16 protein-coding genes are annotated in these 23,984 nt (G+C 46.9%); 6 read left to right on the plus strand and 10 right to left on the minus strand.

Going from position 1 to position 23,984, the window contains the following annotated elements; all coding sequences use genetic code 11:
• Positions 1-6: 6 nt before the first annotated feature.
• The gene (locus tag Q1B11_RS06815) at positions 7-822 is read left to right on the plus strand and encodes a carbon-nitrogen hydrolase family protein (RefSeq protein WP_299729602.1); all 816 of its coding nucleotides are present in this window, start codon (positions 7-9) and stop codon (positions 820-822) included.
• Here the strand turns inward: Q1B11_RS06815 and ppk1 are convergent.
• A complete protein-coding gene (ppk1, locus tag Q1B11_RS06820) occupies positions 812-3,010 on the minus strand; it encodes a polyphosphate kinase 1 (protein ID WP_299729604.1) in 2,199 nt (732 codons plus the stop codon). The genes Q1B11_RS06815 and ppk1 overlap by 11 nt on opposite strands.
• A gap of 449 nt (positions 3,011-3,459) precedes the next feature.
• Between ppk1 and Q1B11_RS06825 the strand changes: the two genes are divergently transcribed.
• Positions 3,460-4,884 carry an anthrax toxin-like adenylyl cyclase domain-containing protein gene (locus Q1B11_RS06825; protein ID WP_299729607.1) on the plus strand — a complete coding sequence of 475 codons (1,425 nt, stop codon included), beginning with the start codon at positions 3,460-3,462 and terminating at the stop codon, positions 4,882-4,884.
• Positions 4,885-4,896: 12 nt separating this feature from the next.
• Here the strand turns inward: Q1B11_RS06825 and hemB are convergent, their stop codons facing one another.
• Positions 4,897-5,898, minus strand: a complete 1,002-nt coding sequence (hemB, locus tag Q1B11_RS06830) for a porphobilinogen synthase (protein WP_299729609.1) — start codon at positions 5,896-5,898, stop codon at positions 4,897-4,899.
• Between the two features lie 109 nt (positions 5,899-6,007).
• Here hemB and Q1B11_RS06835 point away from each other — a divergent pair, with 109 nt between their 5' ends.
• The 3 genes from Q1B11_RS06835 (at position 6,008) to Q1B11_RS06845 (ending at position 9,789) form a co-directional block, all read left to right on the plus strand.
• Positions 6,008-8,128, plus strand: a complete 2,121-nt coding sequence (locus Q1B11_RS06835) for an FAD-dependent oxidoreductase (protein WP_299729611.1) — start codon at positions 6,008-6,010, stop codon at positions 8,126-8,128.
• 78 nt (positions 8,129-8,206) lie between these two features.
• On the plus strand, positions 8,207-8,932 hold the full coding sequence (locus tag Q1B11_RS06840) for a hypothetical protein (RefSeq protein WP_299729613.1): 726 nt from the start codon (positions 8,207-8,209) through the stop codon (positions 8,930-8,932).
• A 137-nt stretch (positions 8,933-9,069) separates the two neighbouring features.
• Positions 9,070-9,789 (plus strand): hypothetical protein, encoded by a 720-nt coding sequence (locus tag Q1B11_RS06845; RefSeq protein ID WP_299729615.1) that lies wholly within the window; start codon positions 9,070-9,072, stop codon positions 9,787-9,789.
• Between the two features lie 96 nt (positions 9,790-9,885).
• Here the strand turns inward: Q1B11_RS06845 and Q1B11_RS06850 are convergent, their stop codons facing one another.
• The 3 genes from Q1B11_RS06850 to Q1B11_RS06860 form a co-directional block, all read right to left on the minus strand.
• Positions 9,886-10,989 (minus strand): alkene reductase, encoded by a 1,104-nt coding sequence (locus Q1B11_RS06850; protein ID WP_299729617.1) that lies wholly within the window; start codon positions 10,987-10,989, stop codon positions 9,886-9,888.
• A gap of 194 nt (positions 10,990-11,183) precedes the next feature.
• Positions 11,184-13,346: a penicillin acylase family protein gene (locus Q1B11_RS06855; protein ID WP_299729619.1), complete on the minus strand. Its 2,163-nt coding sequence runs from the start codon at positions 13,344-13,346 to the stop codon at positions 11,184-11,186.
• Positions 13,347-13,624: 278 nt separating this feature from the next.
• Entirely contained in the window at positions 13,625-14,869 is a 1,245-nt protein-coding gene (locus tag Q1B11_RS06860; RefSeq protein ID WP_299729621.1) for a sterol desaturase family protein, read from the minus strand.
• A gap of 130 nt (positions 14,870-14,999) precedes the next feature.
• Between Q1B11_RS06860 and Q1B11_RS06865 the strand changes: the two genes are divergently transcribed.
• The gene (locus Q1B11_RS06865) at positions 15,000-16,118 is read left to right on the plus strand and encodes a hypothetical protein (protein WP_299729623.1); all 1,119 of its coding nucleotides are present in this window, start codon (positions 15,000-15,002) and stop codon (positions 16,116-16,118) included.
• Positions 16,119-16,186: 68 nt separating this feature from the next.
• Here Q1B11_RS06865 and Q1B11_RS06870 read toward each other — a convergent pair whose 3' ends face one another.
• The 5 genes from Q1B11_RS06870 to nagB all read right to left on the minus strand — a co-directional run bounded on the left by Q1B11_RS06870 (position 16,187) and on the right by nagB (position 23,898).
• On the minus strand, positions 16,187-19,342 hold the full coding sequence (locus Q1B11_RS06870; protein WP_299729625.1) for an efflux RND transporter permease subunit: 3,156 nt from the start codon (positions 19,340-19,342) through the stop codon (positions 16,187-16,189).
• Between the two features lie 12 nt (positions 19,343-19,354).
• Complete coding sequence (locus tag Q1B11_RS06875; protein ID WP_299729627.1) at positions 19,355-20,536, minus strand: efflux RND transporter periplasmic adaptor subunit; 1,182 nt, start codon at positions 20,534-20,536, stop codon at positions 19,355-19,357.
• A gap of 151 nt (positions 20,537-20,687) precedes the next feature.
• A complete protein-coding gene (locus Q1B11_RS06880) occupies positions 20,688-21,893 on the minus strand; it encodes an ROK family transcriptional regulator (protein ID WP_299729629.1) in 1,206 nt (401 codons plus the stop codon).
• A gap of 10 nt (positions 21,894-21,903) precedes the next feature.
• Positions 21,904-23,079, minus strand: coding sequence for an N-acetylglucosamine-6-phosphate deacetylase (nagA, locus tag Q1B11_RS06885; protein ID WP_299729631.1), 1,176 nt, complete (start codon positions 23,077-23,079; stop codon positions 21,904-21,906).
• Between the two features lie 15 nt (positions 23,080-23,094).
• Positions 23,095-23,898, minus strand: a complete 804-nt coding sequence (gene nagB, locus Q1B11_RS06890) for a glucosamine-6-phosphate deaminase (protein WP_299729633.1) — start codon at positions 23,896-23,898, stop codon at positions 23,095-23,097.
• Between the last annotated feature and the right edge of the window lie 86 nt (positions 23,899-23,984).

Consider the following 23,984-nt stretch of genomic DNA (forward strand, 5'->3'; position numbering starts at 1 on the left):
ATAATAATGCCTGACACCTTGAATGTAGCGGTTGTTCAGGTCTGTTCTGGAATAAACGTACAGGAAAATCTGAGCGTTATTAGGGAGCAGCTAAGTGATAAGGAACAGCAGTTTGAAGTCGTTTTGTTGCCAGAATGTTTTGCAATGATGGGATCTTCCCAGAGAGTATTTTCAAAGCATTTATTTGCAGTCATGGAGTGGATGTCACAAACGGCCAAAAGAATGAGGTGTTGGTTGATTGGTGGGGCTTTGCCTGTTCCCGTTCAGGGCAGTGACAAATCTTATGCGTCCTGTCGTGTATACAGCCCGGAAGGAAAAGAAGTCGCAGTGTATAACAAGATGCATCTGTTCGATGTCGACGTATCGGATAATAAAGGAAGGTATCGGGAGTCTGATGATTTTGAACCGGGTAAAGAGCCTGTTTTGGTGGATATAGGGAAAGCCAGGATTGGCCTGTCTATTTGTTATGACCTGCGATTTCCAGAGTTATACCGTTATCTGGTTAATCAGGGTGCATCCATCCTCACGGTGCCTTCTGCGTTTACCAAAGTGACCGGTAAAGCCCACTGGGAAGCTCTATTAAGAGCCAGAGCCATTGAAAATCAATGTTATGTGTTGGCAGCTAACCAGGCTGGCACGCACCCGGATGGCCGGCAAACTTATGGTCGCAGTATGATTATTTCACCTTGGGGAGAGATCTTGGCAGAAGCACCTGAAGAAGGCGTCGCTGTAATAACGGCTGAGTTGGATTTAGAAAGGCTGGCTGATATCAGGCAACAGATGCCGTGTCTCAGCCATCAGCAACTCAATATTACTCGGTAGCGGCAGGTTTGTTGGCGATGATAGCGAGCGTTTCCATCAAGCGCTCCTGAGCATTCCGGCGACGCTGGTTGCGTACCGGTTTGTTCTTTTCATACTCGCCATCGCTTTGTAATTGCCAGCTGCGGGTATTGTCGGTGAGATAATAGTCCAGCTCTTTTTTTACCCGTGCCGCCAGTTTTGGATCTTCAACCGGGAAGCAGGTTTCAATCCGCATATCCAGATTACGGATCATGGCGTCAGCACTGGAGCAATAAACCAACGCATCGTCTTCACCATTTTCAAAGTAGTAGATGCGGGTGTGCTCAAGGAACCGCCCAACAATGGATCTGACACGAATATTATCCGACAGCCCTTCAATGCCGGGCCGGAGACAACAAATACCGCGCACGATCATATCCACCTCAACTCCGGCCTGAGAGGCTTTGTAGAGGGCTCGGATAATATTGGATTCCGTCAGCGAATTGATTTTGATGATGATACGAGCCGCTTTGCCTTCTTTCGCTCTATTGGTTTCCTGATTGATCAGATCGATCAGGTTTTTCTTCAAGGTAAATGGCGCATGGAACAGCTTGCGAACACGAACCGCACGGCCCATTCCCGTCAACTGGTGGAAGATCTTATGAACGTCGTTGGTCAGGATCTTGTCACAGGTGAGCAAGCTGTAATCGGTGTAAAGTCGAGCGTTACCGGCGTGATAGTTTCCGGTACCAAGGTGGGCGTAACGTTGTATCTGTCGTCCTTCCCGGCGAACAATCAACATCATTTTAGCGTGGGTTTTATAACCAACCACACCGTACACGACAACGGCGCCTGCTTCCTGTAAACGACGGGCCAGCGCCAGGTTTTCTTCTTCGTCAAAGCGGGCACGGATTTCTACGACAACCGTCACTTCTTTACCCTGGCGGGCAGCTTCTACGAGAGCGTCCACCATTTCGGAATGAGCGCCGGTACGATACAGCGTCTGGCGAATAGCCAAGACATCCGGATCTTTGGCGGCTTGACGCAACATATCCACAACCGGCGTAAACGACTCAAAAGGGTGATGCAGCAGAATATCTTGCTTGCCCACCAAATCCATTACGTTGTTGCCATGTTTGCGTTTGCTGTGCAGACCTTTTGGATAACCCGGCGTGAATGGAGGAAACGTCAGCTCTGGTTTATCGTTGGTATCACAGATGGACATCATTCGAGTCAGGTTTACCGGCCCATTCACTCGATACAGTTCTTCTTCCTTCAGACCGAACTCATCCAGCAGAAAATCCACCAGAGGCTGTGGACAGTTATCCACCACTTCGAGACGTACGGCTTTACCATAACGGCGCGATAGCAATTCACCCTGCAGCGCTTTAGCAAGATCTTCCACTTCATCTTCCAGATCAAGGTCACTGTTTCGGGTCAGACGAAACTGGTAGCAGCCTTTGATATCCATGCCCGGAAACAGATCTGCCGCATGACGGTGAATGATGGAAGAGAGGAAAACGTATTCATTCTCGCGGCCCTCACAAACGTCCGCTGGCATTTTAACAATACGCGGCAGTGAGCGAGGAGCAGGGATGATCGCCATACCGGTATTACGGCCAAAGGCATCCTTTCCTTCCAGAGAAACAATGAAGCAAAGCAGCTTGTTGGTGAGTCGTGGAAATGGATGAGCAGGATCCAGTCCGATTGGGCTGATGATGGGCATGACTTCGTGATAGAAGAAGCGCTTGATCCATGCTTGCTGTTTTTCAGAAAGTTCATTCCGGCGCAGAAAGCGGATGCCTTCCTCTCTTAGGCTTGGCAGAAGACTTTCATTTAGAATCTGGTATTGCAGCTCGACATATTCTTTGGCTTTCTTGCTGATTTCTTTGAGAACCTGCTGTGGCCCCATACCGTCCAGACCAACCTGTTCACGGGAGAAGTCAACCTGCTGCATCAGTCCGGCAACCCGGATCTCAAAGAATTCATCAATATTGGAACTGAAAATCAGCAGAAAGCGGAATCGCTCAAGCAGCGGGTAGTCATCATTCAGTGCCTGTTGCAGAACCCGGAAGTTAAAAGCCAGATGGCTGAGTTCACGGTTAATGTAGTAATCCGGGTTTTGATAGTCAGTGAGTTTTGGAGCGGGTGTTTTGGTGGCTACGGGTTCTGTCAGGCCCGATGGCTGGGTCTGGTTGTCCTGAACATCCGATTGTTGGGGATTATCCATGTGACCTCTGTGTAACGAAAAAAGCCGATAGCAAGATGGTGAAACCGGGCTTTCAGTGAATGCAGCCTTGTCCGGTTAACAAGCGATTTACTGAGCAAGAAACCTCTGAGCACAAACCCTATGTTGTAACAAACACTGCTTGTGACAAAACAAACGGGACAATATGCTGATCGCGTACTATCTATTTTATTCTAACAGATTTCTGTTGAGAATATTTCAATGTGAACCTTTAATGACGACATTTTCTCTAGTGGCTGATTACTGACGTAAAGATCGAATAGTTTGGTGGTCTTGAGGCTCTAGTTAGAATTCATCCAGATGGCAGAGGGCTTTGCTCTATACTTCTGTTGCTTGGCAAAAAACGGAGTATTTCAATACGATATTGATTAAGCCCAATAGGCTCTTGATGATTAAACCTGACTCAGAGACTTAAATGAGGTGATCGTAACATGAATAACGTTTCTGTATTTTCTGATTGTGCCAATACAAGCCACTCTCTGTTGCTTCCTCCAAAGAAGCTACCAAAATATTTGTTTCGATCAGTTAGTAAGTCTGGCTCTTCACTACCTACAGTGAAGGAAGAATTTGAACTTGACTTGTCTTCATATAAGTCAGCTAGACAGGATGACAAGAAACGCAATATTAAAAAACCACCCGAAACAAAACCAAGGCGACCCAGTCTGCGCGAACTTCCTGATTTGGACAGTAATGTGTTTGTAGTACAAGATGAAAGACATATGCATCATGTACCCTCTCCTCCGGTTGTGACAGGCCATCATTTTTTTAAGAAAGCCGTTACAACAGTTGTGAGCGCTAACCATTTCATCAAACTGTTGAAGCACGAATCATCCCTTCTTGTTAAACACATTCTGTTTGGTCTGGATGCAGTAGCAAGGTATGAAAATCAGGGCATTCCAAGAAACTATCTGGAAAAAATACAGGAAGAAGTTGATGAACTGAACATTATCCTGGGTCTTCGCCCCTTCGAAAGCATATGCAAGCCACTTCTTTTTGAGGGGTTTGCCTCCAAGGGTTTAAACATAAAAACTAAAAGCTCCAATTGGGGGCCTATGGCTGGACTTATTCCCGTTGATCAGAACTTCAGCAAGTTGGCAGGTAATGTTACAAAAGTTACAGCATTTAATGCACTCAGTAAGCAGCTAGTCAACTCAGGTATTGTTAAAGTAGAGCAGTTGGAAATATCCGATCAGCGGCGAGAAGAGTTAAGTCGTCTTGGTTTCTTAATAGATATTGTTGAGATTGATGCGATTCCAAATTTCAAGAAAGGACTGAAATTTAATTCACGTTCTCCCGCTGGAGAGCAGGTTACCTTTGAGGCGTTTCAGAACAGTGAGGGAAACTGGGTTGTCTATTCCGGTAGCGGAGAATCTCGGCACAAACTCGACGTCATTAATGTGATAGCAGATTTCGATATTCTGTTCATTCATGCCCATTATGATGACGTGGATTTCTCTAAAGAAGATAAAGTACTGGCAGCGGATGATGAAATGGGCGTTGTGTCTCTAAGGAAGAAAAGAGTTATTCAGGCATTGAATCAGAAATTGGATCGAGGGGAAGGGAAAAATATGTTCCATCATGGCGCCGATACGGAAAACCCGGCAACTGAGCTGGATGCTGATTTACCCGCGACCATTTTTATTGCAAAACAGTGGCAAAGTGCCATGGGCATTTACCAGCAGTCCCCTTTGCTTATTAAAACCAAAGAGGAGCTAAAAAAATTCTATTTAACGATGGAAAATGCAGGTTTCAGAGTCGATGTGAATCCTCTCTGGAAAGAACTTAAAGGTGTGGCTACTGCGGTGATCAATGACAGAAAGCAGAAGTTTGAGCACAGCGGGAGCCCTTTGACCTGATCACCGCTATCACTATTTCTGTTTCAGGAATTTCGCAGCTTCTTTCGCGTAATACGTCAAAATCGCATCAGCGCCAGCTCTTCTAAAGCACATCAGCGACTCCATCATCACAGCCTCTTCATTCAACCAGCCATTGGCGGCTGCTGCTTTGTGCATCGCATACTCACCACTGACCTGATAAGCAAACACGGGCACTTTAAACTCATCTTTCACCCGACGAACCACATCCAGATAAGGCATGCCCGGTTTTACCATCACCATATCAGCGCCTTCTGCCAAATCTGCTGCCACTTCGTGCAGGGCTTCATCGCTGTTGGCAAAATCCATCTGGAAGCTGAACTTGTTACTCTTGCCCAGGTTGCTGGCAGAATCCACCGCATCACGGAAAGGACCGTAATAGCTGGATGCGTACTTGGCGGAGTAGGCGAGGATCTGAGTGTTGATATAACCTTCTGCCTCTAGCTTTTGGCGAATAGCGCCAATACGACCGTCCATCATGTCGGAAGGGGCAACAATATCCGCACCAGCTTCCGCGTGAGACAGCGCCTGTTTAACCAGCACTTCAACGGTTTCGTCATTCACCACGTAGCCTTGCTCATTGGTCAGGCCATCGAGACCATGAGAGGTAAACGGGTCTAACGCCACATCAGTAATCACACCCAGCTCAGGAAAATTCGCTTTTAATGCGCGAACGGCACGTTGAGCGAGGCCTTCCGGATTCCAGGCTTCTTCGGCAAGGTCTGATTTTTTGTCTGCCGGTGTTACCGGAAAAAGAGCAATGGCTGGAATGTCCAGTTCAACCAACTCTGCTGCTTCTTCCAACAGCAAATCGATGCTCAGGCGCTCAACGCCGGGCATAGATGCGACGGCCTGACGTTGCCCAGAACCTTCGACAATGAACATGGGGTAAATCAAATTATCCACAGACAATTGATTTTCCCGCATCAGCCGGCGGGAGAAATCGTTATATCTCATCCGACGAGGACGTGCAGAAGGGAATGGACGGTGAATCATGTTCGTTATCCTTTTATACCGCTTTGGTATAGCGGCGGTTTTTCATTCATCAAGATCGCTGGCATTATAAGTGAAATAACGTACAAATTCCCTCGAATTGGAAAGCACTATGAATCAGAAAAAATGGATCCTGCTTGCAGTGCTGGTGATTGCCATTGCTGCATTTTATGGGCTGGATGGCCAGCAGTATCTGAATCGAGATTTCTTTCAGGGGTTGTATCAGGATAACCCAGCACTGACCGCCGGAATTTTCTTTGCGCTCTATGTGGCGGTGACAGGGCTTTCTTTGCCCGGTGCAGCCATTCTTACGCTGGTTGGCGGTGCTATTTTTGGCTTGCTGCCAGGGCTGCTGCTGGTGTCGTTCGCCAGCACGTTGGGCGCTACGTTGGCATTCATCTTCTCGAGAACCTTGCTGAGAGACTGGGTAGAGAGCAAGTTTTCTGGCTACCTTGGCACCATTAATAAAGGTGTCGAGAAAGACGGCGCCTTTTATCTGGCGACGCTAAGACTGATTCCCGCCGTTCCCTTTTTCGTGATCAATCTCGTTATGGGACTGACCGCTATGCGAGCCTGGACTTTTGCCTGGGTCAGTCAATTAGGGATGTTGCCAGGCACTGCGGTTTTCGTGAATGCTGGCGTTCAGCTTGGTTTGGTTGAAGAGTTATCGTTCAAAGGCATTTTAACGCCGGGTTTGATTGCCTCTTTTGTACTGCTGGGTATTTTCCCCTGGATAGCCAAAGCCGTGATGGAAACTTTGCGCCGTCGTCGTGTTTACAGCGCTTTCCAGAAACCCAAAACCTTTGATAATAATCTGACGGTGATTGGCGCTGGTTCCGCCGGGCTGGTCAGCAGTTACATTGCGGCTGCCGTAAAAGCCAAAGTTTCTCTGATTGAAAAACACAAAATGGGCGGCGACTGCCTCAACACCGGTTGTGTACCCAGCAAAGCGTTGATTCGATCGGCCAAAATGGCTCACTACCTTAAGCGTGCCGACGAGTTCGGTCTCGAACAGGTTGCTGGTGATGTGAATTTTCGAAAAGTTATGGAACGGGTTCAGGATGTTATTAAACAGGTAGAGCCCCACGACTCCATCGAGCGTTATTCAGGTTTGGGTGTTGATTGTGTTACTGGTACTGCCAAGGTTATTAGCCCTTGGGAGGTAGAAGTCGATGGTCAACGGGTTCGAACCAAAAATATTATTATTGCCAGTGGCGGCAGGCCTTTTGTTCCTCAGTTAGAGGGTCTTGAGCATATTCACTACTACACGTCGGATACCATCTGGGAACTCCGTGAAAACCCCGGTCGTATGCTGGTGGTGGGTGGTGGTCCTATTGGCTGTGAGTTGGCTCAAGCGTTCAACCGTTTAGGGGTTCAGGTTACTCAGGTTGACCACGGCAGTCGCCTGTTACACCGTGAAGATGAAGATGTTTCCGAGCTGGTGATGGAGCAGTTCATCCATGATGGTGTGGATTTACGGCTCGGTCATGAAGCGCAGGCCTTCAGAAATGACAATGGCCGACAGTATCTGGAAGCCAGTGTTCAAGGACAAATCGTAGAAATTGATTTCGATGTTGTGCTATTTGCCACCGGGCGGCAAGCCAATACCAGCAACCTTGGGCTTGAGAATCTGGGCATAGAGCTAACTGCCCGTGGCACCATCGCGGTGAACGATTATCTGCAAACCCGCTTCCCCAATATATACGCCTGTGGTGACGTTGCAGGGCCTTATCAGTTTACCCACACCGCCGCTCACCAAGCCTGGTTCTGTGCTGTTAATGCGCTATTTGGGCGCTTTAAAAAATTCAAAGTGGATTATTCGGTGATCCCATGGTGCACCTTTACTGACCCTGAAGTGGCGAGAGTCGGCTTAAATGAACAGGAAGCGCAAGAGCAGGGCATTGCCTACGAAGTGACCAAATATGGAATTGATGACCTTGATCGTGCCATTGCTGATGAAGAAGCTCGAGGGTTTGTGAAAGTTCTCACCGTGCCAGGTAAGGATAAAATTCTTGGTGTCACCATTGTTGGTTATCATGCCGGAGAGCTGATCACAGAATACATCAGCGCTATGAAACATGGCCTGGGCATGAACAAAATCCTTGGAACCATCCATATTTACCCAACACTCAGCGAAGCGAACAAGTTTGCTGCCGGTGAATGGAAGAGGGCTCATGCCCCTGAAAAGGTGCTGGAATGGGTGGGGAAATATCACCGCTGGATGCGGCGCTGAAAAGTGTGAAGCAGTTGCTGGCGATACCGGCCAGCAATGCCTAAGCTTAAGGGGTCTATATCAGCAAAGGGATGTTGAATGAACGACCCCGACCCGTCAGGCAACGGTTCGATAATCGAGCAATCTTCAGAACAAAAACCTGCCCTTAAACCTTCCGTCTATAATGATTCAAACCATGACGACGAGAAGAAAATACTCGCAGAATTAAAGGATATCCTGAAAAGCTGTCACGGTATTCTGGACAGCAGCTCTGCAACATTAAAAGAGAGCGTTCAATCAAGTAATCATACCCTTCGAACAAAGATCAGAAGCCTTCTCCCTCTTTCGCTATATAAGTTTTTTAGCCGACAGAAACCGATTCATGACCAGAAAAAGCTGGGTTCCATGATTGCGCTTTTTGAGGAGAAAAATCAGGCAGCCTGGCAGAAATTAGGTGAGGCTCGTGCCGAAGGTGTTGGCGAAAAGAGCCTGCGCAGTTTGCAGCTGGAATGTGAACAGACACAGCTCTGGCTGGATCTCTTGGAAGGAAGAGGTGCTTCACAGGTAACCGCAGATCGTTCGCAGGTTGTGGAAAACCTGAAAGCCTGCGTGTTGGCCGAAACAGACGATGAATTTCAGCAGGCTGATGTCGCTTTTCATCAGGCGGTGCATGAAATGAAAATATCGACCGCTCATGAAACCGACCTTAAAGGTGAATTGCAGGCCATGAAAGCAGCTTCTGATGATGAATTGAAAGAGTTCGAGAAAATGTTAATTGATGAGGCGTCGGCACTCGAAGCTTATCGTCGTTATGGGTCAAAATAGTCTATAGATGAACTTAAAATCAGATAATTGAATAGAGTTTGTAGTCATGTGATTGTTATGTCTAATCGATACATGCTCTGTCGAATACTGCTGTAATAATGATCTACGCCGATCATTGGTTTTTCTATAGGGGTCATATGCCATTCAGTGTAATTACATCATTTTTCCGATCAATTTTTTCTGATGGCGCAGACAATAAAAAAGAAGCTCAGACTGAAGCCAGTAGAGAGGCAGAGCATCGCCATAAGGATAGGGGTGTCTCAATGCATTCAAATAGAGGCCTGAAACTGATCCGTGGTAATCAGGATAGGCATCCTCCTGAAGACAAAGCAAAAAATGGAATTTATAGTCGTAAGACATCTGAGCAATCAGTTTTGAGAGGGCCGGTGAACATATTCAGTGTGTCGGGAAAAATTTCCGAATCAGAAATTGATACTTCATCTTCGAAAAGAAACTCTGTTGATTCAGGGATCGGTTTCATGGGTGCTCATGATTCAAAAAAAGACGAATCTTTACGTGATGAGCAGTCAACACCTGAGGAGGATTTCCGGTTTTACACCTTATGTGATCATAGTCGTCTATTATTTAAAATTGACTCGCTTAAAATTGATAACCTTAGACTTAAAGATAGGAATCGACAACTTTCTGAAATCGTCGAAAGTCAAAAAAGCGAAAATAGTTTTCAAGTCAACCTACTTGAAAGTGCTTCAGATTATATCAATGAGCTATATAGAGACTGCTTGCATCAGAAGGGTGTAATAAAATATTTGCAAAGTAACCCTCCGGCATGCCCAAAATGCTTAACAAATAGTAGGAGTGTTACCGGTGCTGAAAATAGAATGGTGACCTTAGTCTAAAGTGAAATATGTTGCAGTAGTCAACTGCTGACAAATAAAAATAGCGACACCACCCTTTAAGATAAGGGCAATATCGCTAATCAGTTCATGCAACCTTTACATGGCTGCCTGATATTCACAATAATCCGTCAACCCTTGCTCAGCTCCACCAAACAACGTTGCAGGATCGTGATCCGCTAAAGCGTAGCCATGTCTGATGCGCTCTGGCAGATCAGGGTTTGCTACATAGGGGCGCCCAAAACCAATCATATCCGCAAGACCATCAGCAACAGTTTTTTGTGCTTTTTCTGCGTCATACTTACCCGCATAAATCAAAACGCCAGAAAATGCTTTACGCACCGCGTGTTTAAATGAATTCGGAGTTTCCGGAGCATCATCCCAATCCACTTCGGCAATGTGCAAGTACACAATATTGTGCTTATTCAACAATGCCGCCGCAGCGGTATAGGTCTCTGCAGGCGTTGCATCCACAGTACCGTTCAGAGAAGTAAACGGCGCAAGACGTACGCCAACTCGATCTTCGCCAATAGCTTCAACCAGAGCAGAAACGACTTCATTCAGAAAGCGCAGACGGTTTTCAATGCTGCCGCCATATTCATCAGTACGGTTGTTAGCTTCAGAATCAATAAACTGATTGACCAGATATCCATTGGCAGCATGAAGCTCGATGCCATCAAAGCCAGCGTCAATTGCGTTCAAAGACGCCTGACGGTACTGAGCAATCACCATTTGGATATCTGCTTTGGTCATTTCACGGGGTTCGACTACGTCCACAAAGCCAGGCTCCTGGGTGCCATTGTCGATAAAAACTTTCACGCCTTCAGCTTTAAGCGCTGAAGAAGAGATCGGTTGCTCACCACCAATATTGTCTGGATGCGTGACTCGACCAACGTGCCAAAGCTGGGCAAAAATCACACCGCCTTTTTCATGAACAGCCGCTGTCGTTTTTCTCCAGCCATCAATCTGCGCTTGTGTATAAATACCCGGTGTCCAGGCGTAACCCTGACCCATTGGCGAGATCTGAGTGCCTTCGGCAACAATCAATCCGGCCGATGCTCGCTGAGCATAGTAAGTTGCCATTATCTCATTCGCTTCATTACCTGGCTGTGTGGCACGGGAGCGAGTCATCGGAGGCATGACAATTCGGTTGTTCAGAGTATGGCGACCCAGCTGCAAAGGCTGAAATAATGTATTGGTCATTGCGATATTGCCTGTTATTCAATGTGGTAGAACGCGATAAGAAAAAACGATTCTGCAGCCAGAAAATGAGACAATAATAAAGATTTGGCGAGGCATTAAATAATTATCATTTTTTCTTATTTTGATAATTATTTGTTATGGCGACAGCTTTGGAGAATGCAGTTCAAAGACGACGCCATAATCAATATTTGCTACTAATCCTGAGGGCGATAACGACGGGATAGGTGGTTCTCAATGTCTGCTTTTGACAGCCTTACCGGCTTTAGATCGTGGTCGGTAAATAGCTCCATCTGATCATCATAGTGAGCTGACGCCTGATCCAGTGTGGCACTGCCAAAATTATGAACAGAAGATGAATTGACTTTCCCATGCTCATCCCACTCCACAAACATGACATAACTGTCTCCAGCGCGATTTTTCAGAATGCCACTGTCTTCTTGTAAATCCCCGTAAACAGCACGAAGCACGTCAGGCCCTCCGGAAATCGGCAGGCTTTTGTTGCCGCGTACATGACGGTTAATCTGCCCGTATGGAATATCAACAGTTGCGTGTGTTTCAAGCAGTAGGTCGACAGCTTTTACAAATTCGGTGGCAATATTGACAGCCTCATTGCCTTTTTTTCCGTACTTTAGAGACTCCTGCAACGTCAGAATGGCTAGTGCTGCCTGCCGGTTGTTTTTATCAGTATCCAGATTCCATTGTTGAAGGTGGTCAAAGGCAGAGATATAAGGCTCTTGTTGTAAACCTTCAGGTAAACCCTGTTCTAAGAACTGCTTAAGTTTGACGATCACGTCAGAATGCTCGCTGTATCGAGTATCGAATTTATACTGATGAAAATCCTGAGCACTGATGCTCGGATCACTTTTAAAGAGTTCTTCTATACGACGTGCTCTGTTAGTCCATTGCATTTCCAATCCCATTGAAGCGGGAAAGTTTTTGATATCAGGCTCACCATCCCCTTCGGAGGCGTTGAAAGGTGAGTTGTTGGCGTTGTACACCATGCCAGAAGGCGGGTTTTGTGTGTGAGGAATCTTACTGACTGGCCAGTAATCGCTCCAAATCAGAGTGCTGTCATCACCAGGTAGAATACCTTGCCAGTCTGTCGTTACTTCTCGTTTTGGCATCATGGCATTGTACAAATGGCCAATATTGCCTTTGGAGTCAGCATAGACGTAGTTGATCGATGGCATGGCCATTATGTCGAAGGCTGAAATGAATTCATCCAAGTTCTCTGCTTGATTGATTCGATACAGAAAATCCAGCGTTCGCACTTCGCCCATACCCGCCCAGCGCACCGCAAATACCCCGTCGTCTGTTTGCAGTGCTGGACCATGTTTGGATATCAGTATTTCTTTATTGACTGACAGCCTGAAGTGGCCAAAGACTTTCACGACAATGGGTGCAGTGCGGATATCAAAATCCAGCCATTCTCCGTCCAGCAGGTACTTCGTTGGATTTTCCAAGTCATCAACCGCCAGCTCATAAACATCCACAAGGTCGGGTTTGTTGACGGTGTTTGACCAGCCAACGTTTTGGTTATGACCATGGATAATCAACGGCGCGCCGGGGAATGTAGAGCCGGCAATATCCAGGCCATTCTCCGATTTTAAACGAGCTTCATACCAGGCGACCGGGCCAGTTAGTGGTTGATGAGAATTCACCAAAAGTCGCGTGTGCCCGTCATCGCTGCGATGGGGGGCAACCGCAATTCCCTGACTGCCGGTAGGCAGCGCATCTTCCTGCCCCCATAAAAATGCCGTTTGACCGGAGTTGCTCATTTGCTCCCGGTGCTCTTTGACTAGCTCACCAGAAAATAGCTCACCCATTACTTGATCAAAGCCATAAAACAAAGGGGTTTTAAAAGTGAAACCCGCAATAATATCCTGCCCTTTCACCGGCAGTAGCCATGGAGAAATAACATCCGGATGCTTTGCTGCATAAAGGTTAAGCCCGTCAGCATAGGCTTCTGCAATCTGTCGGGTATCTTCAGGCAGAGAGCTGTACTTTGCGGTAATGGCCTCACTGACACCCATAAAGTTGATAAGGAAGTCGGTTTTTGCCGCATCAAACCCTTTTTCAGCAGCAATGTTGCCACGGGTTGCCAGAATCACATCCTGAATAGTGGCAAAGTCATCTTCAGCATGGGCGTAGGCAAGGCCAAATACAGTATCGGTGTCGTTTTTTCCGTAGATATGGGGAACGCCGTATTCATCGCGCAAAATCTCAACATCGTATTTCTTTGCAGCTGTTTGAAAAGGCAATAAATCAGGCAGCGATGGGTAGGTCATCCATGCGACAAAGTAAGCAACGGGCAAAGTAATGATAACTGCCAAACAACAACGTTTAAGAAATCCCAAGAGTGCCACCTGTTTATGATTATTGTAGGGTCTGGAGGGTGTTATACCAATTCTGTTTTTAAATTATGGGCTGCGCAGCTATTTTGACCGACTGGATCTGCGTTGAAGTTCCTCGCCATAGCTACGGCTATGACTCGTCTCTTCGCCTTGCCCAGTCGCCCAAAATAACTTGCTCGTTCCAAAATTAAAAAACGCCATTGGTATTAAAAAGCTTAGAGATGTGTCGCCTGATTGAAAAGTGTTATTTCAACCAGATGGTTGCAGCAGATTCTAAGTAGTTATGTCGTATTGCCTGCTGTTTTTTGATTAAGGGAATTCTCAGCTTTAGAAATTTTGCTCAACAAGAGAATGGATAGCGATCCTGAGGCTAAAATAAACTGCCATGTCCATGCATCAAGATAGCCGGGCCAAAAGTGGTTAGATAGGAATACTGAAGCGCTCGACAAAGTGAATCTGGTGATTTCCACCCAGAGTAACCCGGAGGGCTTTTCCAGTAACCAGCCAACACTGATCAGGTTCAGTGTCAGTATTCCTGTCCAGAGTATGTTGAAGCCATAAGGTGTCGTGTGATTGATAGCCATCAGGGCGATGGTTGCCAGCACCAGTATAGAAAACTGAGCAATAGCATAAATCTGCAGAGTAAGGCTCGCTGTAGGGTTGTAATCCTGATAAGCGTGAATGTCTGGCATTTTCATTGGGCTGGCGACGTCTGATGGGCGGTACCCGGTTCTTCTAAACCAGAGCGTGAACTTATCTTTCCAGTTTTTGGTTTGCCATGCGTCTTTACCCATGTCGATATAGAGGTGCACGTTGGCCCATAAGGGGTTCCAGCTGCGCAGGGGTTTCAGAGTGCCGTAGCGAATGGGCTCGTAGTTCTCATCTTCTTCCATAAACGTGCCGAACAGGCGATCCCAGAGAATAAAAACGCCACCGTAGTTTTTATCCAGATACTTCCGGTTTTTTGCATGATGAACCCGATGGTTTGAGGGGGTGACAAAGAACCATTCAAACCATCCAAGTTTTGGAATATGACGGGTGTGTACCCAGTATTGGTAAAGTAGGTTAATCAAGCTGACCGTTAAGAAGATATGAGGAGGAATGCCCAGCACTGCCATTGGCACGTAAAAGACCCAGCCGGAGAAAAAACTGGTACTGGTTTGCCGTAGGGCAGTGGTCAAATTGTACTCTTCACTTTGATGATGAACCGAATGGGCTGCCCAGAGAATGTTCATCTCATGCCCTTTTCGATGATGCCAGTAATAAAAAAAGTCCTGCAGTATAAAGCTCAGTACCCATACCCAAAGAGCATCGCCAGTAAATGAAATAAATGCAGTGTGATTATAGATCAGGGTATACATACCCAGTTTGAGGATAACGCCGGTGGTTATGCTCAACATGCCGGTGCTCAGGCTACTGAGGGCATCGTTAACCCGGTAATAATCTTTCTTTCTAACCACCGTGGTGATGATTTCGATAAGAATCATCAAAAAGAAAACCGGGATGGCATAAACAATGGGATTCATGAAACTGAGCCTGTTTTTTTTATTGTTATGAGGCTATTTCTAACATGGTTGTGGGGAGAAAAAAATATTTATGTTGAACTTGTGTTGCATCCACGAGACTAAATTAAATGTTTTTGGGTAGGAAAATGGCATGCACGTTGGAAGCGCTGCTGGACTTGCTGCAGTAGCAAGAAAAAAACCTGAGCAGTCTATGCATTTAGAGGCTCAAATAGAGGGTCAAAGCAACCGTGGTAGGGTGAATTCGGATGCTAGTCGTCGTCCAAACAAGTTATCGCTATTTGAAAGGCGAAGAATAGCAACGGGTATTTCTTTACCAGAGTTGCATTCAGTGGGAAATAAATCGTCTTTAGCTCTGGGTCGTATCATTAACGCCATTAAGATAAAGGCTTTAAGTTATGGGTTTAATGAAAAGTGCACAAACACGGTTGTATCCAGACATGAAGAAATTAAATTTTATCGAGTAAAGGGGCATGATGAGCAGAATATATATGTACATTCATTGCGCTCTGAGGTTAAAAGACTAAATGACGATTATGATCAGTTCGGTAAGGATTTTTGGCTTCAGATAGCTGATAGCAAAGTACAGAGAATCGTGGCTCTGGCAGATCCACCGTTCAAGCCAAAGTACATGCCGCCTGCAAGCAACAAAGGTGGTTGTATATTTGTTCCAGATGATCTCAATGTTGGAGACAGTCGGTCTTTTGATGAGGATGTAGAGGTAACAGTCAAGGAAATTAACTCTCTTGAAACATTGCGGGAATTGCCTTCATCAACCACAAATGCAAGGGAAGTGATTGTTGAACTAAAAGTCTCAGACATAAATAAGTCTGTAGCTGACGAGTACAATGTATACGTTGATCAGATTTATGGTTGGGATGATGCAGGTTCGTTGAAGCCTGAGTTTTCTAAACAAATAGTGAATAGGTTGGACTGTGGGAATGTACAGATTCACTGTGAAGAAGGAAAAAACAGAAGCCCTGCCGCTATTGTTATGTATCAGCTCTACTTGCAAAAGGAGTTACTGAGTGCTGAAAACATAATTGAAAAAATTGCTTTAGAAGTTGCTAAAATGAGGCACTACCGCCATATGCCAGACGCTATAAACGATGCTGCTCTGGAAACGATAATTTTGTATGCGCTCGACCTTCTAAAGCTTCAGGCTGAAGATTTGTTTCCTATCACTCCAAGCCCCCTATCGGGTTCAGTACCTGCTACCCCCCTGGCAGCCTTCGATATCCAAAAGTGCTGAGCCAACTTAAAGAGCAACACGGGCTAAGGCTATATGATCGCTATCAACCATAACCCGCATTATTTGATTTAAGGGGATGCTAGATTTTGGTTACCAAACAGAGAACGGAAAAATTGTTTGATATCTTCCACCATCAGGTAAAGCGCTGGCGTCAGCATCAGAGTAATGACTGTACCAAACAGAATGCCGAAACCCAGTGATACCGCCATGGGAATGACAAACTGTGCCTGAAGGCTTTGTTCCAACGTGATGGGCACAAGGCCGAGGAACGTGGTCAATGACGTCAGTACAATCGCCCGGAAACGCTCACGGCCAGCATTCATCACCGCATCGGTTAACTGCATGCCCTGCTCTCTGGCTTTGTTGATAAAATCCACCAAAATTAAACTGTCGTTTACCAATACACCGGCGAGGGCAATCAAACCAAAGATCGACATCATGCTTAATTGCAGATCCAAAAGCATATGACCAATCACTGCACCCACCAAACCAAAAGGAATGATACCCATGATGATGATTGGCTGCAGATAGGACTTCAGCGGAATAGCAATCAGTGCATAAATACCCAGCAAGGCCACCATTGTTAATAGTGCCAGCTGCTGCATTGAGCTTTGCTCTTCTTGAGTTGCACCACCGGTTTGAATATCCACTGTCGGATATTTTCCTTTAAGCTCTGGCACCAACTCCTTCATGACTTCTTTGACTACCGTGCTGGCTTCCAGTTTGCTGGTATCCAAATCCGCACTGACCGACAGTGAACGTTTACCATCAGTACGGCGAATGAATGGCGTACCTTCAGAAGCTTCTACGCTGGCAACCTCAAAAAACGGCACCTGACTGCCATCAGCCGTTCGGATTCGGACGCTTTCCAAATCTTTCAGATCGTTACGTTCCTCTGTTGGATAACGAAGCATAACCTTAACTTCTTCACGACCACGTTGAATGCGCTGAACCTCTTCGCCGTAGAAACCCTGCCTGACTTGGTTGCCTAGTTCTGCAAGTGTGAGGCCTAATGCTTGCCCGCTGGGCAGAATGTCCAGAATCACTTCTTCAGAGGCGCTTTCCGCCGAGTTTTCTACATCGAACAGACCTTCATAACTGTTTAGATAGGCTTCCAGCTCATCCGCGGCTTGATTCAAATGTTCGCTGTTTTTGCCCAGTAGCTTGAAGAATACGGGCTTACTGCCACCGGCATTCTGTGCAGCAGAAAACGTCAGCTGTTGAATACCTGGAATCTCACCGGTTTTCTCCCGCCATTGCTCTTCCACTTCTTGAGGGCTGAGGCTACGGGATTCATTTTTAATCAGCTCAACAAATGCTGAGCCTTCATTATCACCCATGGACCAGATATTGATGCTTTCGTACACACCTTTACTGTCAGGATGTGTGTCGCGGTACTCCTGATCCAGCTCCAGCATCGCCTGCTCAAGACGGGTCAATGCGTTATTTCGTTGCTCGATGGTGCTGCCAGACGTCATCGATAGATTAACCCTGACGTATTCACTGGGCACTTCCGGGAAAAAGGAGAAGCGAACCAGCGGACTGTTAATAACGCCACCCAGAACAATCATCAACCCAACAAAACCAAAAATAGTGATGTAGCGGTTAATAGTGACCCATTGAATCAACGGCAGATAATAGCGTTCAATCACCCCTTCAAACCAGAGAGCGAATCGATCCTGAAGCTTGGTGATTCTGCTTTTTGGCCCCTGATTCTGATCCAGCTTTTTCATGTGAGCCAGATGAGCTGGCAGAATGATTTTTGATTCCACCAGAGAAAAGAACAGGCAGAAAATAACAACGATGGTTATGGATTCAAAAAAGGGCGCTCCCCGGCCTTCAATAAACAATAAAGGCATGAAGGCAGCCATGGTCGTTAATACGCCAAAGGTGGCAGGCACAATAACTTTGTTAACGCCGATGATGACGTTATCCGTAGTGTGTCCATGACGGGAAATCCGTGTGTAAACACTCTCGCCAATGATAATGGCGTCATCCACCACAATCCCCAGCACCAATATAAAAGCAAACAGGCTGAGCATGTTGATGGAGACGGGTAACAGTCCATTAGGCATCAACCAGATAGCGCCTAAAAAACAGACCGGAATACCCACAATAACCCAGATCGCCACCCGTATACGCAAAAACAAACTGAGCAGCAGGAAAACCAGAATCGCCCCGAAGAACATGTTCTCCATCATCATATCGATGCGGCCCTCCAGGTAGTAAGAGATATCCCCCCAGATCTTTACAGAAACGCCCTGAGGCAGCTTATTCTCGTACTCTTTGAGGAACTCTTTGACGGCTGCTGACGTTTTCAGGTCATTACTTTGAGTCTCGGAAACGATTTCAATGGAAATAGTATTTTGACCATTAAACCGGAACAATCCGCTTTCTTCTTCAAAGCCATCATAAATGGACGCAATGTCCGACAGTAAAAGTCGACTGCCGTCTGGGTTGGTTCGAATGACAAAATCAGAAAAGTCGATGCCTTTATACGCCTGCCCTCGGGTTTTAACCGCAATATCGCCCTCGCTGGTTTTGATGGATCCGCCGGCAACATCAACGGAACCTCTTCTCAGGGCGTTAGCCACTTCATCAAAGGTTAAACCATACTCTCGCAATGAGGATTCAGAGATTTGAATGGAGATTTCCAGCTCATCATCGCCGATCAGATTAGTGTTCAATACTTCCGGGAGCGTTAACAGTTGATCCTGAAGGTTTTGCGCCGTTCTTTGCAGGGAGAGTTTGTCTATATCACCGTATAGGCCTACAAACAAAACCTGCTCATTGGGCTCCAGCTTGGAAACTACCGGGTCTTCTGCATCGCCGGGGAGATTGGTAATACCATCCACTGCTGTTTTGACATCGTCGTACAGCTGGTCAATATCGTAGCCAGAGTCCAATTCAGCCTGAACTTGTCCATAACCTTCCCAGGCTAGAGACTTTACTTCTTTAATACCCTGAATATCCCGCAAAGACTCTTCAATCTTCAGAAGAACACTTTGTTCAATATCCAGCGTGCCTGCACCAGGATAGACAACAGCAACCTGTACCGTATTGGTGGCAAAGTCGGGAAACATCCGTTTTTTAATGGTGAAGGCAGACATCAGACCCGCTGCAATGATCAGAATCATCAGCAGGTTTGCAGCCACCGGGTTGTTGGCAAACCAGGCGACAATGCCCTTATTGCTTTGCGTGCTATCGGAGGACGAAGTGCTCATAAATTTCCTCCTTTAAGCCGCGTCAGAGCGGTCGACGGTGTCTGTAGTTTGGGCTTCGCCTTTGATGCGTACTTTCATGCCCTCAATAGGAAGTGAAAGCGGAGTTAAACAAACTCTGTCGCCCGATTTCAGGCCGCCATTTACGAAAACCGCCGTATTATCGCTGTAGATCAGGTTGATAGAGCGGAACTGAACAGTGCTGTTTTCATCAATGATCAACACTTTACCATCACCGTAGATCGCATTTCTGGGTAAACGGAATAAACCATCAAGGGATTTACCGGTGATGTCTGCTTGTACAAAACTGCCAGATTTTAAGGGTGTTTGTGGTATTGTCGCGTTCAAATCATAAGGGTCGGTAACTTCTGCCACCACATAGTGCATCCGACTTCGATCGTCGACGACACCTTCCGCTCTCGTCAGTTCGGCGTTCCATTTTACCTCCTGAAGACCAAAGCGCTGGGTGAGTTTCACCGGTGCCGGCATAGCAATAAAAGCCAGATCCGACGATTTAACCGGTAAACGAATTTCAGCTTTATCTACAGAGAAAATGGAACCAGCCTGACTGCCAGCCATAACAAATTGCCCAAGGTTGAGGGTGCGCTCTTTGACCATGCCATCATAAGGGGCTTTAATCTGGGTGCGCTCGAGATCTCTTTGAGCTTTGCGCAATTGAGCTTCTGCCGCCTTTACATTGGCGCGAGCTTCGGCAACGTACGGTGTTCTTAACAAGAGTGCTGGAGCCGCATCCAGTTTTTTACCGCTTTTCAGCCAACTTTTCTTTTCCGCTTCGGCGCGGGCGCTTTCTTCCTGTAAACGTGCGGTACTGGCAGCTAATGAGGCTTCAGCCTGGCTTAGCGAAACTTGATAGTCACTGTCGTCAATGCGCGCCAGCACATCGCCTTGCTTGAAGACTCCACCACTGACAAACGTGGGAGAAACTGATTTAACAACACCAGATACTTCAGAAACCATTGTCGTTTCTATGGATGGGGACACGACACCTTGACTGTTGATGGTCAACTGAAGTGATTGGGGTTCCAGTATCATGATATCGACCAGAGGAACCGGATCAGGCTCACGCTCTTTTTCAGGTGTTTCCTTCCAGCTGGAAAGGGCAACGGCAATGAGAATGCAGATAACCAGAATGCCAACGGATAAGGTTAACTGACGAGGTACGAATTTTTTTGCCACGGTAACAGTCCGTATCAATATCTTATTATATTGGTCAGGTGTTTTCTGATAACACCGGGGAAATTATTAGCTCGGATAATCTGTACGTGATTGTCATGCAAGAGTAAAGAAATCTTACACAAATCTTTAAATGTCAGAATATGTGGCACGACTACTTAATGTGCTGAAGAATCAGGCCCTTTTCCAATAGCGCTCTTCTAACCAGAGTAAAACCACCATACCACGGGCTGTCATAGAGGGAAGAGTATACGACTTTGGTCTCAAGATTTGGGTTTACTGATACGGTCTGGGTATTAAGGCAGTGTTTGATGACTGGATGAATTACATCGAATGCCTGACACATTTCTCCAGCCAAAACGACCTTGTCTGGGCGTAATAGATTTACTCCCATGGCAATGGCTCTACCAAGATTGCCAGCAGCCTCTTTCAACAGATCGGTGGCTAATTTGTCACCTTTATTGGCCGCTTTACAGATGGCAGTCATGTCCGCTCTGGCTTTAAGCGTGCTGGGAACACCAGACGCCAGTAGTTTATGGCACCGCTCTTCAATGGCTGAATTGCTGACCAGTGTTTCCAGGCAACCAAAATTTCCACAATAACAGCGGGCGCCCAGTGGTTCGATCTGGATATGGCCGATTTCACCGACGGCTAACGTGCTGCCTTCATAGAGTTTGCCATCCAGAATCATGCCGGCACCAACACCATTGTGGACGCTGACCAGCAGGCTGTTTTTCACATCACGGGTCACTCCAAAGTGATGTTCAGCCAACGCCATGGAGGCTATAAAGTTGTTGATATAGCAGGGAATGCCAAGGGCATTGGAAACGTGCTCAGCCAGTGGCAGGTTATGCACCGACAGGTGTGGCATAAAGGTCACGATGCCGGTGGCAGAGTTCACCAGACCGGGCGTCGTAATACCAACGCCCGCCAGACAACGGATATGTTTTTTCTTTTTCCGGAGAAAAGTTTTCAGAGCGGATAATAGCTGTTCGGTAAATTCATTTTCACTGTGGGGGTGCAGTGGTTCTGAATATTTAGCAAGCAGCTTACCGGAGATATCACAAAGACCAATATGAAGCCGTGTTCTACCGGCTCGGGCTGCAAGAATCTGCAACTGCCCTGGAGCTGGCGCCAGAGAGGTAGCACGGCGCCCGCGCTCGGAGGTTTGCTGTTCCTGTTCAACAATCAGGCCTGCATCCATTAACTGCCGGGTGATGCGGGTGACACTGCCGGCAGCCAGACGACACTGTCTGGCAATCTGAATTCTGGATATAGAGCCATGTTCAACAATCGCCTTATAGACGGCTGAAACATTGCGCTCTTTGACAAAATCCAGATTGGCAATTACAGATGTCATGATATCCCTATCACTGTTGATTCAACTTTAATGTTCCGCCACTGACCGTTCCACGCATCTGGAAACTGTCGTTAAAGATCGCCAGATTGGCATACTGCCCAATAGCGATGCTTCCCATATTTTTCGCTTGATGGATGGCTCTTGCTGCATTGATGGTTGCCATACGAATCACTGCATTCGCATCGATTCCGGCGTCAATGCTATTGGCAACCGCTTCAATCATGGTCAGCGCTGAGCCGGCAAGCGTACCATCGGCGTTAGTGCACTTTCCATCTTTGTGGTAAATGGTCTGACCAGCGAAGAGGAACGTTTCCATTTCAGTGCCGGCAGGCGTTGTAGCATCAGTGACCAATACCAGACGATCGCCCATTATGCGATGAGCAATGCGCAGGTTTTCAAAGGCCAGATGATGGCCGTCCGCAATAATGCCGGCACCAAGACGCTGGCTATCAAAAACAGCACCGACAACGCCGGGTTCACGACTGCCTAACGGACTCATCGCATTGTGTAGATGCGTGGCAAAGGAGGCGCCGGCCTGTTCTGCTATTTTGGCCTGAGCACAGGTCGCATTGGTATGACCAAGAGAAACGACAATGCCCGCCTTGCTGAGCTTTTCAATGGTGCCTTCCGGACAGGATTCCGGTGCCAGTGTCATCATGGCAACCACATCGGCATTGTCGCAGATGTAATCGATCATTTCGGCAGAGGGCGTGCGGATAATCTCCGGGTCGTGAATGCCTTTGCGCTCTTTATTCAGGTATGGGCCTTCAAGGTGAGCACCGGGAATACGATCCGGGTGCTTTGCCATGTACTCACGGGTGACCTGAATAGCACGGCGCATGTCCTCATCCACGCTGGTGATCAGTGTGGGAAGAAACGCTGTGCAACCGGATCGAAGGTTTGCTTCGTGCATGGTATCCAGAGTGTCGGCGGATATATCGGCATTAAACAACACACCACCGCAGCCGTTTAATTGGAGATCAATGAATCCCGGGCTAACGGTAAGGCCGTGAAGATCGATCTTCTCAACGTTTTCAGGGATATCCTGAACGGAGCAAGTGGCTGAAATACGACCATTATCTATAATGATAGCGTTGAAGTCAGGCTGCTCCGGTTGACCGGTCAATGGTTTGAAATTAACCAGTGCATAAGTTTGCTCCGGGCTGAAAGGCGACTCTGCAGGCATGTTGAATCACTCCGTTCAGGCAAAATCTTTGATGTTGTCGTGTTCAATATCCTGGAAATAACGCAGGGTACGAACTTTCAGATCCAGCGTGGCAGGATCGTCACAAACCATGATGGATTTTGGGTGCAGCTGCAGGGCAGAGATGGTCCACATATGGTTGACAGAACCTTCCACTGTCGCCTGTACGGCGCGTGATTTATCAGCACCAGTGGCCAGGATCATTAATTCACGGGCATCCAGAACCGTACCGACGCCGACAGTCAGGGCCAGCTTGGGTACCAGGCTGATGTCTTGATCAAAAAAACGGGCGTTTGCCTGACGGGTTTCAGTAGTCAGGGTTTTGATGCGAGTACGGGATGCCAGTGAAGAGCCCGGTTCGTTAAAAGCAATGTGACCATCATGTCCCACGCCGCCCATGAACAGTTCAATACCGCCATAGCTTTTGATGACTTCTTCGTAACGCTGACATTCTGCTTCCAGATCACTGGTGTTGCCATCCAGAAAGTTGATGTTGGCAGCCGGGATGTCCACATGATCAAAGAAGTTTCGATGCATGAATACCCGGTAACACTCAGGGTGATCCGCCGGAAGTCCAACATATTCATCCATATTGAACGTGACAACATGAGCAAAGCTAACCTCACCCGCCTGATGGAGGCGAACCAGTTCCTGATAAGTTGGAATTGGGGTGCCGCCCGTAGGGAGGCCGAGTACAAACGGGCGTTCCGCTGTTGGGTTAAAAGCGTTGATGCGCTGAACAATGTAGCGGGCAGCCCATTGACCAACAGAAGGTTTGTTCTTGAGAGGGATGAATCGCATGTATCAGTACTCGAATTTTATATCTGGTGGAAAGTTGTCTAGTTAGTTTCATCATAGATTATTTATTTTTCGATGGAAAATAAATG

It is taken from the genome of uncultured Endozoicomonas sp., assembly GCF_947495845.1.
Taxonomy (GTDB): domain Bacteria; phylum Pseudomonadota; class Gammaproteobacteria; order Pseudomonadales; family Endozoicomonadaceae; genus Endozoicomonas.